Origin of the sequence: Candidatus Stoquefichus massiliensis AP9 (genome assembly GCF_000455285.1) — a bacterium.
Lineage (GTDB): Bacteria > Bacillota_I > Bacilli_A > Erysipelotrichales > Coprobacillaceae > Stoquefichus > Stoquefichus massiliensis.
In genome coordinates, this window is record NZ_HG005296.1 from 47,149 (window position 1) to 60,797 (window position 13,649).

The window sequence follows — 13,649 nt, forward strand, 5'->3', positions numbered from 1 at the left end:
TCAAATCTGTCTACATTATAACAATCAACAATATCTTATTTTTCTAAAAAGTTTTCCTAACATATAGGAAATATTTAATCTTCTCCTGTTATAACTAATTTTGTTTTTGCAATATAATCATGAAACATCTTTCTTTGTGGTGATGCACATGCCCACAACATAGAAACCGCTGTGATAATACCAAATAGATAAACATAAATATGATTCAAATCTTTACCAACCAAAATATTAATGATCTGATGAAAATAACTAGAACTTGCTGCAATATATCCTTCAACAATCATAACGCCAATGACTTCACGTTTCAGTAAAGTTTTAAGATCAACATCATTGTCATCATTTTTTACAACTTTAATATTCATAATCTTTTTAGCAAAAGTTTGTCCTGGATAGATCTTGAGTGGAACAATGATAAAATAAGCAAGATAAACAGTAATCGCAAGTATTCCTGCTAAAATACTATAAGGCATAGGTAATAAAGTAATATTTTGAGTAATTTCTAAATCTTGAAAAAAGATTGAATAAATGAAAACAACAGGAATTCCTGCCAGCATACTTGCTGCGTACCAGTCAATCACATAAGCAAATAAGCGTTTAAAGTTATTTACTGTTGTCGGATTTGATTCTATGATTCTTGTATTATTTAATGCTGCATAATTAATTGTAGGTTTTTTCATGCGTTTTCTCCTTTGTGATTTTACAAATAAATTCATTATAATTTTTTGATTCCAATAAATCTGAAAAATGTCCAGCTTCACCAATAGCTTGACTCAACCAATCAAAGAACATTTTTAAAATATCATGATCTTCTTCATTGATTGCAAGCAATATCACTAATTTCACTTTAAATGAACCCCAATCAATAGGATTTTTAAGGATTGCAACAGATAATGTTGGTGTATTCACATAGTCTCCAAATGAGTGTGGTGTTGCAAATGAATAAGCAAATGATGTTGGCGACATATCCTCTCTTTTGAGAACACCTTTTTTAAAAAACTTATTGACGACTCCACCTTCATAAAGCTGATCACATAAATATTCAATAACATCATGTGAAGTTTTTTTATCTAAATCCATATAAAAATATTTAGGATCTATTAATTGTGTAATCTTCTGATTAAAAACAATTTGAAATCTTTTCTTTTCTAATTTTGATAAAGCCTGAAAAATCATTGATTCATCTTCATTATTAATAAACATACTAACTTGAATTGTTAAGATATCTAATTCATGAGAAAGAGGTGTTGTTGTGATTAAAAGATCGGGATTTAAAGCTAAGACTTTGGCTTCTTCAAATAATGACAAAGTTTCTACTATTTCAAGTCTTTCTCCAAATGTTGATTCAATCTTTTTTTGACCTAAAGATGAAAAGTTTTGATCATAAGGAATAATCATGACTGCCTTAAATTTACTATTTCTATTTAATCTTTCATAAGCTGCTCCAAAATGTAATGCAATAAAACCCATTTCTGATTCATTAATTTGTATATTTAATCTTTCTTCTAAAGCTTTTCCTACTGAGACACCCATCTCAAAGACTAATGGATAATTTCTTTTAATATCATGAATAAAAAGATTATCAGCATTAACATGATGTTTATATCTATCTATAAGTCCTTGTAAATGCATCTTTAACCCTGCCATAAAATCATCATCTTCATGAAATTGTACATGTAATTTCTTTTCTATTGGTGTGACGACTTCTTCTAGTAATTGATCCATATCAATATGAGTCTCTTCTATTTCTAAATAATCAGGTTGATATTGTCCACTCTTATTAGAAAATAGCAAAGCTAATAAACATGTTTCATCTTCATGAATTTCTATAGGAATATCTTGTTTCAATCTTTCAAAATATTCTTTAGCAATTTTGTATTCAATACTCTTTAATAATTTTTCATTTTTTCTTTCTGTTGTATAAAAACGACAATTTAGCATTCTTTCAATACTAATACCAATATGTAAAATGAGCATAGGAAACATTGTATCTTTAATGATATATTGATTTTCTTTTAATACATCAACAAGTATATCTGTCGCATTGATTAAATCAAAATCTTTATAAAACATTGCTAATTTATTTAAATTCAAGAAATTACCTTGTGTTTCATTAGATAATAACTCTTTATATAATTTTCTTTTTTCTATTTCATCACCTTTTAAATAGATATAATTCTTAGAACGAACAAGTTTAAGATGAGGATATCTTTCTAATGTCTTACGGACTTTCTTTATATCATTTTCAATCGAATAACCACTTACAAAGATATCTTCTTGTAAAAATGTTAAATTCACACCATCTTCATGAATTAACAATTGTTGGATTAAATATGTACATCTTTGAGCTGGTGTTTGAGGAATATCAACTTGAGCATCCACATAGATTTGATTATATTTATCTAAATCAAGAAAATAACCTGTTCGAATATTAGACAAAATCAACTCCTCTTTAAAATGTTTATTAATGGCATCAATATCTGAACGTATAGTCCTATCTGAAACACTCATAAGTCTTGCAAGTTCCTTACCTGTAATCCATTCTTTATTCTCATAAAAGATAGATATAATGCGTTCCTGTCTTTTGTTGAGCATATATATACCTCACTTTCCTACTCATTATAACAATTTTCTTTATTATTCTCTGTTATCTTTATTTCCTAACTATTAGGAAATAATTATTAAATTTTAACATTTATTTCCTAATAGAATATACAAACAAAAGAAAATCAGGTCAAGAACTTTTCATTCTAAAATGATACTCTCATAAAAAAAGAACGACAGTGATATATAAGTGTTACCTATACTATCACCATAGTTCAATTTTCATATAGTATGAATGATTTCTTTGTCTAACATTTCTATTGATTATTAACCTTTTTATTTATTTTCCAATATCCTCTTTTACTATATCCTAGATTCTTTAATTTCTCAATCGAATTGAAGTCGAATTCCTACTCACACCTACAAGTTTAGAGACTGGACATTTATTCTAACAAAAAAAGCCATTATGACATTAACTTATCATATATAGCTCCATTGAGTAAAACAATAAATTTTCACTTTTAACGACTTAATCACACTTTTCAGGGCATTCCTTTGTTTGATCTTTATAATATTCTTTCTTTATATCAGTAAATTGTGGACAGAAGTCACTATTATCACATTCTTGAAGTCTTCTTAATTCACGAGGAATAAAAGCTCTAATTTCTTCTGCATTATAACCAACTTGAAATCTTCTTTCATCTATAATAATAGGTCTTTTCAATATAGATGGATTTTCTTGTATAAAATGAATCAACTGATTCACTGACATATCGTCAATATCAACCTTATTTTCTTTAATGATCTTGGATCTTTTAGAAATAATATCATCAGTACCATTCTCACTTCTTTCAAGAAGTTCTCTTAATTCTGCTTCTCTTAATAATGTTGAAAAAATATTCTTTTCTACATAAGGAATTTGATGGTCTTTTAGCCAGGCTTTGACCTTTCGGCATGAGGCACAGCTTGGTGCGGTATATATTCTAATCATAACATCATCTCCTTGCCTTACTATTATACATCATTTTCTACATTTATGAAATTCTTTTTTGATATTCTATTGATTTTTGATAGAAACAATTCTATAATGTCATTAAGACAAAGAAGGAATGAAGTAGTTTATAACAGATGCAGATAGAAAACTTGTGGTTGATGGAAACAAGTCATTATTATAGATGAATTGGGATTCTGGAGTTATAGATGGCATGAGTCATTTATCGTTAATCGCGTTAAGATGAAAGAGCATATCAAATGATATGAATAAAGGTGGTACCGCGTTTATAACGTCCTTTTAGAGGGCGTTTTTATATTTAAGGAGGAAATTGATATGAAAAGAATGTTAAGTGGAATTAAACCAACTGGTCGTGTGACTTTAGGAAACTATATTGGAGCTATTAAACCTTTTGTTTCTTATCAGGATGAATATGAAATGTTTATCTTTATTGCGAATCTTCATTCTATGACCATTTATCAGGAACCAGCTGAATTAAGAAAAAACACAAAAGATTTAATTGCTTTATATATTGCAGCTGGATTAGATCCAGAAAAAGTGACTTTATTTTTACAATCTGATGTTTTAGAACATGCTCAACTTGGTTGGTATTTAGGGTGTATGGTAACAATGGGTGAATTATCACGTATGACTCAATATAAAGATAAAGTTGCTAAAAACGAGGTTATTGGAGCTGGTATATTTAATTATCCTTCGTTAATGAATGCTGATATCTTAATGTATGATCCTGACTATGTGCCAGTTGGAGAAGATCAAAGACAGCATGTTGAGTTATGTAGAGATATTGCTGAAAAATTCAATTCTCGTTATAGCGAAACATTTAAACTACCTGAACCATTAATAGCTAAGGTTGGTGGAAGAATCATGGATTTACAGAATCCAACAAAGAAAATGTCTAAGTCTGATGAAGCTGGAAAAGGAACGATTTATATTTTAGATGATATCAATATTTCTAAAAAGAAAATCAAATCCGCTGTTACTGATAGCGATGCACATATTCACTATGATCCAGAAAACAAACCAGGTATATCTAACTTACTAGAAATCTATTCTATTCTTTCTAATCGTTCTATTGATGATTTAGTAAAACAATATGATGGAAAAGGATATGGTGAATTTAAAACTGATCTTGCCGAAGTTGTAGGTACTGAACTTGAAAAAATACAAGCACGTTATAAAGAAATCACAACAGGAAGTTATTTAGATGATATTTTAGAAGCAGGTGCTAATAAAGCAAGACCTATTGCTAGAAAGAAATTGGCTAAAGTTGAAAGAAAAATTGGTATTACTATTAAAAAAAGATAAGAAGATTTCAATGAAATCTTCTTTTTTCTTACTTGATAAAGTTTTTAACAACCATAGCAAATTCCTCTGCTTGTGATAACAATGCAGGATGCTCTCCTATTTTGAACATGTAGATTTGACCATGTCCAACGATTTTTATCATTTTCTGATATTCTTCATATAAATCAGATCTAAGCATTTTATCTTCAAAACTTCCAGTTAACAATAACGAATTTTTAAAGCAACTCAGTTTTTTATGAAACAACGGCTTTTGCAGTTTAGCCAATTGCAATAATGATTGTGTGTTCGCTTCAACAACATCACGCCAATCATCTCCTTGACACCATTGATAAAATTGACAAGCCAAAGGATCATTCACTGCAAATTGACGTTCATGTATTAATTCCTCAGAAAAATAATCATGTAACTTTCTTCCATCAAAACTATCTGCAATCACTGCTCCAAATAAATCTGGTCTTTCTAAAGCAGCATTCATTGCTGACCATGCACCACCACTTGTTCCAATTAAATGAACATTTTGATAATCCAAATGTTCTATTAATGCAATGGTTTGCAATGCCTGATCATACCATAATTCTATTGGAAATTGCTCAACCCTTTCAGATTGGCCATTGCCTAGAAAATCTATCATAATCATTTGAAAATCATCCTGATAGAGTGGTAATAGTAATTCAAACATTTTTGATGATGCTGTATCTCCATGTAAAAACATAAGTGGCTGTCCACTGCCTAAAATTTGATAATATATTGATTTGTTATGATATTGAAAATATGACATTTTCTTGTCCTCCTAATCTTAATTGTTGATTAGCAGGACTTATAACACTTAAGTCCTGCTTAGTGTTATGGCATCCAGATCCCCATGATGATTCACCTCTTTGTTCACATCATAACATAGAATATAATTCATTTCTATATATCTTATCTTTTTTGAATTAACTCTTTATATAAGAGTTCATGCAATGAAGAATAGCCTTTATCAATTTTATGTTTTAATGCTAAATATTGTTCACTAGGTCCTTCTTCTTTAATATTTAATTGATCACATAATTCTAAAAACAACTCATAGTGAACAACAAATATTTCATCAATCACTTCTTCTATACAAATTTTCTTCATTCTCTCTTCTCTTGTTAAACCAAACTCCTTTTCATACGCTTCCTCTATAATACGATAATCAAAATAAGTAAACCCTAATGACATCACAATATGATTAATCATATCTCTTTGTACATAAGATACAGTTCCTCTCCGTGATATTCTTTGATCCTTTATCTCAATAACAACACTATAATGTCCATCACCCACTATAAAGCAACTATCCTCTTTATTTGATAAAGACATTTGTGCATAAATAAAATCATGTAATTGTTCTAAAGTCACACGATAAATTGGTAAATAATAAAACTCTTCATAACAATCATCATCTTGCCATTCATAGGGTTCAAGTAACTCCTCATCATCATATACAAAATTAACTAAAAACATATTTAACCCCCTGTTTTCTATTTTATGTTTAGTATTCCTTAAAAATGATTAAATATAAATCTTTCTAGGTTTTTTCATAAATTTCGTATATAATAGTTTTAAGAAATGATATCTTTTATAAGCATTAATATGAGAGGAGTTATCTTATGGAGTTATTACAGAATATTCTTGTTTATGGAATTTTAGGAGCAATACAGGGCTTTAGTGAACCTATTCCTATTTCAAGTAGTGGACATTTGGTTATATTTAAAAATATCTTTGAACACTTTGGGTGGAATTTTCCTAAAACTGATATTACTTTTGAAGTTCTTGTTAATACTGGATCATTATTAGCGATTATGTTTTACTACCGTAAAGATATCGCAAGACTGTTTGTTTCTTTCTTTAGCTATATTTTTAAAGCTGAGAAAAGAGATGCTGTACTACCTGATTTTCGCTATTGTATGTTGTTGATAGTGGCAACTATCCCTGCAGCCATTGGTGGTGTTTTATTGAATGATTATATTGAAGAAGCTTTTTCTAATGTCAAACTAGTTGGGTGTACGCTACTCATAACTGCTGTCTTTTTAATGCTTATTCATAAATATGGCTATAAAGGAAAAAGAACAAAAAGAAAATTAAACTTATGGGATGCTTTACGTATGGGATGTTTTCAATTAGTTGCTCTATTACCAGGTATTTCTCGTAGTGGTTCAACCATTACAGGTGGTATGTTAGGTGGATTAGAGCAAAAGACAGCAAGAGATTTTTCTTTCTTTATGTTTATGCCAGTAAGTTTAGGGGCAATTATTCTTAAAATAAAAGATTTTGCAACCCCTGCTTTGTCTACACTTTGGTTACCATATTTGATTGCTTTTATAATTAGTGGTATTGTGACTTATTTAGCATTACAATTATTATTTAGTATTTTAAATAAACATAAAATGAATTATTTTTCTGTATATTGTTTAGCAATGGGATTGTTTGCATTAATCGTACTTTAAAAGATGGTTGAAATTCAACCATCTTTTAACATACTATTTTCTTTATGCTTAAGATACATAGCAACTGCTTTTTTATAAATTAATTTTTGTTTAAGTAGATTCATATAATATTCATTATAATCATCTAATTGTTCCAAATCTATCCAACAACAATAACCATTTTTTTGATTAATTGTTGGATATAACCATTGACTATTGATTAAAATAGGCTTTTTATAGCCTATTTTACCTTTATTTTTGATGATATAACTTTGAATATTCTCAATGATTATTTCACTATGTCCATCAGCATAGTACACCCTTAAATAAACATCATAACGTTCAACTAATACAATAACATTATGACTTAGATACAATAACTTCGACTTCAATAAGTGCACCTTTAGGAAGTTTTGCAACTTCTACTGCACTTCTCGCAGGATATGGCTCTACAAAATATTCTGCATAAATACCATTCACTGTTGCAAAGTCATCCATATTGTCTAAAAATACTGTTGTTTTCACAACATCTGCAAAACTAAGTCCTTGACTTTCTAACAAACCTTTAACATTTTCTAATGATTGTCTTGTTTGTGCTTCAATTCCTTCAGGCATTTCACCAGTTTTTGGATTTAATGGGATTTGCCCTGAAAAGAAAATAATGTTTCCTAAATCAACACCTTGACTATATGGACCAATTGCACCTGGTGCCTTATCTGTTTTTACAACTTTTTTCATTTTTATAATTCCTCCTTGTATATAGTAGTATTATAACAAAAATATCATATATATTCCATTATCTCTTCACTCTTTAATGAACAATACTCCAAATAACGTAAAAATAACATATTGACAATTAAAAAGAAGTGACCTGTACAACAATAACTCTTATCTTGAAAACCAGTATGAAAATAACTTGTTTTAAAACCAATGTATTCATTAACATTTTGAGATAAAAGATTTTTATTATCAATCCCGATTCCAACTGTCTTTATTTTCATTCTTTTTAACACTTTTGAAAGCATAACAATCATTTCATTGTCACCAGATAATGAAATCAAAATAAACAAATCATCTCGTGAAGCATTATTCAAAACTGTATCTAATTCTGTTCTTCCCTCGATCACATGCATAATCTTATGACGATAAGCAAATTCACGATTAAATTCTTGTGCAGCATGGTATTGCACTTCACCAGTACTGTAAATATATATTCTTCTTGATTCATCAATTAATTTAAGAACATGGTCAAGATCTTTATTTTCCATCATATCCAATGTATCTTTTAATTCATTGGTAACCTTATGCATAATCTGACTATCGAAATCAAATTGCTTATTTAGACTCCATTTCAAGTAAACCTTTAATTCACTATAACCATCTAATCCTATCTTTTTAGTGAAACGAATAATACTGGTATGAGAAACATTACACGTTTTTGCAAGTTCCTGAATAGACATTTTTTGACATTCACGTTTATGATGATAAATATACTGCCAGATATAAAGATCATTTTCATTTAACTGCTCATAATGAGAATTCACGAGTTCTTCTAATGTCATTACTTAACTTCCTTTCATGATAATCGATATATTTCACAAGAATAAAATCAATCAAAATAAAATAATTAACCAATCCTTCATGACGAGGACCAATTGGATTTAAAATATTAGGTACATCAACATAAAATGATTCAGTCGCAATATGTGATAATGTATTATCTTTAGTTGCTGTAATTGCTATAATAGGAACACTTTTTGTTTTTAATTTTTTCGCAAACTCCAATAATTCTTTATTTTCTCCTGAATAAGAAATCATAATAATCACATCATGACTTGTCATCATACTTTCAAATGCATATGTTTCATTCATAGATCTAATCGCAAAGAATAACTTCCCTACTTCTAAAAAAGATCTCTTGATTTCAGAAGCAACATTATTTTGAATGCTTCCAGTTCCATAAACATATGCATTTTCAGATTGAGCGATAAGTTCAATAACCCTTGTTAAATCTTTTTCTTTGATTGTATCCATATATTTACGATATGTATGATAGACTAAATCTAAACCCGTTTGCTTTTGTTGATATTTTTGATTATCTATTCTTAAATAAACTTTTAATTCAGTATATCCTTTCAGTCCTAACCTTTGTGCAAAACGCATGATAGTTGTTCTAGAAACATGACAGCGAGAAGCTAAATCATCTATAGATAACTTTTCACATTCTTTACGATGAGCAGAGATATACTGCCAAATATATAAATCATTATCATTTAAATGATTATAATTTTTATTAATTAATTCTTCTAAACGCATCATATCTCTCCTTTCAAGTACCCTCATTATATCATTTTTAAATATAAAGAAAAAGCAGGAAATAGACTTCCTACTTCGTCATCTTTTCAATCATACATTCATGGTGCTTTTTCCCATCATAATTGATACCTACTAATAAGATTTCCTGATAATCTTTCACTTTATCAATATAGTTCTTTTTTTTAATCTGTTCAAGTGCTTCTTTTACACTTTTATTGTATTTTAATTCTAATACTATGGCTGGTTTATGCTTTTTCTTTGGTATGAATAAATAATCTACATAACCCTTTCCACTTCTGTCTTCTCTTGTGATATCATAATCATTTCTTGCATACAGGTAACATAGTGTAATAACACAAGATAAACTATTTTCATCATTATAGTTTAAGAAGGGAATTTCTTGATCATGGACTGATTCTAATATCTCTGCAACCTTTTCCTCGTCCTGATTGATTGTTGCCTCTAGCATCGCTTTAGACTGATCAACAATCTTCTTAACTCCTCCCATACTTTCTCTTGATAGCACTCGGTTATACTTTTGCATCAATTCATAGTTAGGAATTGTCAAATAGCCATCATAATATGATAAGAAGCCAAACACAACCATAGCTGATAAGATTTCATCTCGTGTATCTAATTGTAATTGTGTAACACTATAACCATCTAACTGAACTTCTATTGCATTACCAGCAACAAGATTGACTATATCTTCTCTCACTTCATCCACATTATGTTCAATGCAATCTGCAATTTCATTCATTGGTCCTGTTTCTGTCCAATAATTCTGACATATGCCTCTCATGAGTGCCTTATTAACTGAACGTGGATTAAACAAATGATTTCCATTACTTAAATAATATCCATTATACCAGTACTGCAATTCTTCATAAGTTGGTTTTGAATGTATTTGACAAAGTTTTTTTACTTCTTCCTCTGTAAATCCAAAATATTGATCATAGATATTATCATTCATAAAATTGAATTCATCAAACATATTTAATTCAGAACCACTCGAATATTTAGCAATTGGTAGAACTCCTGTCATATAGACCAAATCAACATAGGCCTGATCTTTTAATAAACCTTTCAAGAATTGAAGATAGTTCATCTTATCTTTTTCACTCATAAAGTCTTTATAAAAGATAGAATCCCATTCATCTAAAACAAAGATGAAAGAATCATTTGTCTGGATTAAAGTATGACTTATTGGTGCATTATCAATATGATCAATATAATACATTACCTGTAAATCATTAATTAAAGCACTTTTAATCCATGAAATATATTGTTGATAGCTATCACATGGATCGGGTAAGATACTAAAATCAATATAAATCACATTATACTTATTCATATGCTTTTCATAATTTTCTGTCTTAGCAACCTTTAAATCATCAAACAATTCATGACTATCATATCCTTTTGTATAATAAGCTGCTAACATATTCGCATTGATTGTTTTTCCAAATCGCCTAGGTCTTGTAATACATATATATTTATTATCTCTTATTCTAATGTTATGAGATATGCCATTGATTAACATTGATTTATCAACATAATTGGGATTATCAATTGTCTGCTTAAATTCAATACTAGAATTTCCCGTATTTAAATAATTCACTGTCATCACCTCTTGTCCGTTTCCTAGATTTCTAAAATAATTATACTATGAATCAATACATTTGTATATGAATGATTTTGTCAAAACATGTTTAATACTGATATCTATCACAATATATTTATACATTCATTATCATGACATACACATCAATAATTTTGAAAAGTTCTGACTCTCTTTTCAAAAAAGTAAATGCTCTTAATACTTACCTTTTAATATGATTTTTATATAAAACATAATAAGCAAAAAGGACACTAAGTTGGTTTACTTAGTGCCCTTTATAACATAGTTTTATTGATAAGATATTTTTCAGATATATTATTTTTTGATTTAATAATAACACTCATTTCATTAACAAAATCAGGTTCATATTTATAGAAATAAAGTCTTTGTAATGTTTTGATAATCATATGATATTGTTTATCTTTATTATCTAATTCTTCATAACCATCAAATTCTACTTCATCAATAGGAACTAAATAAATAAACTGATAGAATATGCTCTTATTGATAAACTGATCAATCATTGTATCATCATCAAAATAAGGATATAGATATCCAAAGAATTCAGGTCCACCAATTGCAATTTCATAATACTCATTATTTGTCATATTCTCACAAAAGGCAAATCCACTCAATGCATAATCTTTAAATGTATATCCTAATCTTTGTTTTAAATTTCTACCAGAATAATCATCTTCAATAACAACTTCTTTATCATGAATATACATCTTTATATAATCATCATATTGAAATGTTATTCCATACTGCTTTAAATATTTAGATAATGATGTTTCATGAGTCAGCACATAATCAAGACTATATCCATTATTATCATCATCAAATCTTCTTGATAGATGTATAAACATGACATAATCTATTTCTTTAACAATTTGGCTATTCATATGTCATGGTAAAGACCGCTAAATCACATTTTATAAATCTATTAAAATATAATTAATGAACTATAAATTATGTTTTTAAAGTTCACATCAAGAATTATTTGTTATAAAATAAAGTAAGTGATGAAGTAGATATCATTCATATTTCATAATTCTATGAAAACACTCAATTTTAAACAAAAGGGTTTGAAAAAGCACATATTTATGCTATAATTCGTTTCATAGAATATATAGTTCTAAGAAATAATGAATGAAAAGGTCAGAATTTAAATGATTCTGACCTTGTTTTATATAGTGAAGATGTGGTTATTTTACCACATCTTCGTTTTTCTCTTGATTGTTTGCCTTGTTCAGATTTTGTTGCCATTGTTTGCTTTCTTTATTAATAATTGCCTCAAATTCATTATGTAATTTTTTCTTATGTGATTCAAAAAGTGGATTTTTTTGATCATCAAGATATTTATCTAGAAATATATTAATTTGAGTAGCCGTCTTTCGAGATGTCGTCCATATATCAAAGAATCTGAATAGGATAAGCATACTTCCTAAGAAACTGACAACCAAAGGTAAGACAATTAATAATGATTGAATATTCTTACTGTTTAAATCTAATGCATGTAAGAGTGAAGTAATCAAAGGAATTAATATATTTAAAAAGCTTATAACATAGTAGTAAAATTTACTTCTATTTGCTTTATAGATATACCATTTTTGATGATATAATACTCTTTCTGCAAAATCTTTATCTTTAATCTGTTCATAGATATATTGAAGGTGTTGTAATTCATTATACTTGGAACTAAAGATAAACATTGACTTTATCATATTTTTATCTTTCATCTTATTGTCTTTCTAATACAATCGCAATCCCTGTATATTGAAATAACTTTCCAGAATGTTCTTCTAAGTTATTATAACCCCATACTGGATCATAGAAATTCACTACATTATTTTCTTTAAAACACATCATATATTGGAATTGTGCTGGATTTTTAAGAAGCTGTCTTAAGAATAAACTCATTGAATCTACTTTACGATGATCAAAACTCATATATAACCCAATACAAACTTTCTTATCATTTAAATCTTCAAGATTATAATTCGCTTTAACATAATTTTCACCAACAAACATATTCATTTCTGCCTGTAATTTTTTTAACAAAATACTAACTCTTTCTTTTTCATCATCGGAAAGTTGTGCATTACTTGCTTTACATGCTTCTAAACATTGATCTATATTAAAATATAATTGAACTGATTTTAACTGATCAGTATATTTTTTCTTCATCAAATCAAGAATCATTTTTGTTAATAAAACAGGATCACACCCATTTTTAATACCATAATGTCCATCTCCATCAACAAAAGAGACATCTTCAGCCCATGTTTTCAACTCTTCATGTGATATGCAATCAATAATTCCTAACTTCTTCAATGCATAAGCAAAACTATAAACACCACTTGTAGGTCCTTTTTGTATAAATAATTCATTAATTTTCATCTCT

Annotated in this window: 15 protein-coding genes and 1 other annotated feature; of the genes, 2 read left to right on the forward strand and 13 right to left on the reverse strand. The window is 28.3% G+C overall.

Annotated elements, in window-relative coordinates; all coding sequences use genetic code 11:
* Positions 1 to 74: 74 nt before the first annotated feature.
* The 3 genes from BN350_RS16590 to spx all read right to left on the reverse strand — a co-directional run bounded on the left by BN350_RS16590 (position 75) and on the right by spx (position 3,532).
* Positions 75 to 677, reverse strand: a complete 603-nt coding sequence (locus tag BN350_RS16590; protein WP_028044597.1) for an RDD family protein — start codon at positions 675 to 677, stop codon at positions 75 to 77.
* The gene (locus BN350_RS16595; RefSeq protein ID WP_028044598.1) at positions 658 to 2,592 is read right to left on the reverse strand and encodes a BglG family transcription antiterminator; all 1,935 of its coding nucleotides are present in this window, start codon (positions 2,590 to 2,592) and stop codon (positions 658 to 660) included. The genes BN350_RS16590 and BN350_RS16595 overlap by 20 nt, the downstream gene beginning before the upstream one ends.
* Positions 2,593 to 3,070: 478 nt before the next feature.
* A complete protein-coding gene (gene spx, locus BN350_RS16600) occupies positions 3,071 to 3,532 on the reverse strand; it encodes a transcriptional regulator Spx (RefSeq protein ID WP_028044599.1) in 462 nt (153 codons plus the stop codon).
* 101 nt (positions 3,533 to 3,633) lie between these two features.
* Positions 3,634 to 3,835, forward strand: a binding site (T-box leader).
* 33 nt (positions 3,836 to 3,868) lie between these two features.
* Here spx and trpS point away from each other — a divergent pair.
* The gene (gene trpS, locus BN350_RS16605; protein WP_028044600.1) at positions 3,869 to 4,858 is read left to right on the forward strand and encodes a tryptophan--tRNA ligase; all 990 of its coding nucleotides are present in this window, start codon (positions 3,869 to 3,871) and stop codon (positions 4,856 to 4,858) included.
* A gap of 28 nt (positions 4,859 to 4,886) precedes the next feature.
* Here trpS and BN350_RS16610 read toward each other — a convergent pair whose 3' ends face one another.
* Both BN350_RS16610 and BN350_RS16615 read right to left on the reverse strand, forming a co-directional pair.
* Positions 4,887 to 5,636: an alpha/beta fold hydrolase gene (locus BN350_RS16610; protein WP_028044601.1), complete on the reverse strand. Its 750-nt coding sequence runs from the start codon at positions 5,634 to 5,636 to the stop codon at positions 4,887 to 4,889.
* Between the two features lie 143 nt (positions 5,637 to 5,779).
* A complete protein-coding gene (locus BN350_RS16615; protein ID WP_028044602.1) occupies positions 5,780 to 6,346 on the reverse strand; it encodes a hypothetical protein in 567 nt (188 codons plus the stop codon).
* A 146-nt stretch (positions 6,347 to 6,492) separates the two neighbouring features.
* Between BN350_RS16615 and BN350_RS16620 the strand changes: the two genes are divergently transcribed.
* Positions 6,493 to 7,329 carry an undecaprenyl-diphosphate phosphatase gene (locus tag BN350_RS16620; protein ID WP_028044603.1) on the forward strand — a complete coding sequence of 279 codons (837 nt, stop codon included), beginning with the start codon at positions 6,493 to 6,495 and terminating at the stop codon, positions 7,327 to 7,329.
* A gap of 14 nt (positions 7,330 to 7,343) precedes the next feature.
* Here the strand turns inward: BN350_RS16620 and BN350_RS16625 are convergent, their stop codons facing one another.
* From BN350_RS16625 to BN350_RS16660, 8 genes are all read right to left on the reverse strand, one after another.
* Positions 7,344 to 7,700 carry a hypothetical protein gene (locus BN350_RS16625; RefSeq protein ID WP_028044604.1) on the reverse strand — a complete coding sequence of 119 codons (357 nt, stop codon included), beginning with the start codon at positions 7,698 to 7,700 and terminating at the stop codon, positions 7,344 to 7,346.
* Complete coding sequence (locus tag BN350_RS16630) at positions 7,669 to 8,046, reverse strand: RidA family protein (protein ID WP_028044605.1); 378 nt, start codon at positions 8,044 to 8,046, stop codon at positions 7,669 to 7,671. The genes BN350_RS16625 and BN350_RS16630 overlap by 32 nt, the downstream gene beginning before the upstream one ends.
* A 44-nt stretch (positions 8,047 to 8,090) precedes the next feature.
* Complete coding sequence (locus BN350_RS16635; RefSeq protein WP_028044606.1) at positions 8,091 to 8,870, reverse strand: MurR/RpiR family transcriptional regulator; 780 nt, start codon at positions 8,868 to 8,870, stop codon at positions 8,091 to 8,093.
* Positions 8,836 to 9,624 (reverse strand): MurR/RpiR family transcriptional regulator, encoded by a 789-nt coding sequence (locus BN350_RS16640; protein ID WP_028044607.1) that lies wholly within the window; start codon positions 9,622 to 9,624, stop codon positions 8,836 to 8,838. Before BN350_RS16640 ends, BN350_RS16635 begins: the two co-directional genes overlap by 35 nt.
* Positions 9,625 to 9,694: 70 nt before the next feature.
* A complete protein-coding gene (locus tag BN350_RS16645; protein WP_049945603.1) occupies positions 9,695 to 11,245 on the reverse strand; it encodes an AAA family ATPase in 1,551 nt (516 codons plus the stop codon).
* Positions 11,246 to 11,520: 275 nt separating this feature from the next.
* A complete protein-coding gene (locus BN350_RS19635) occupies positions 11,521 to 12,147 on the reverse strand; it encodes a hypothetical protein (RefSeq protein WP_049945604.1) in 627 nt (208 codons plus the stop codon).
* Positions 12,148 to 12,450: 303 nt separating this feature from the next.
* Positions 12,451 to 12,984, reverse strand: coding sequence for an SLATT domain-containing protein (locus BN350_RS16655; RefSeq protein WP_028044609.1), 534 nt, complete (start codon positions 12,982 to 12,984; stop codon positions 12,451 to 12,453).
* A 1-nt stretch (position 12,985) separates the two neighbouring features.
* On the reverse strand, positions 12,986 to 13,645 hold the full coding sequence (locus tag BN350_RS16660) for a hypothetical protein (RefSeq protein ID WP_028044610.1): 660 nt from the start codon (positions 13,643 to 13,645) through the stop codon (positions 12,986 to 12,988).
* Positions 13,646 to 13,649: the final 4 nt, after the last annotated feature.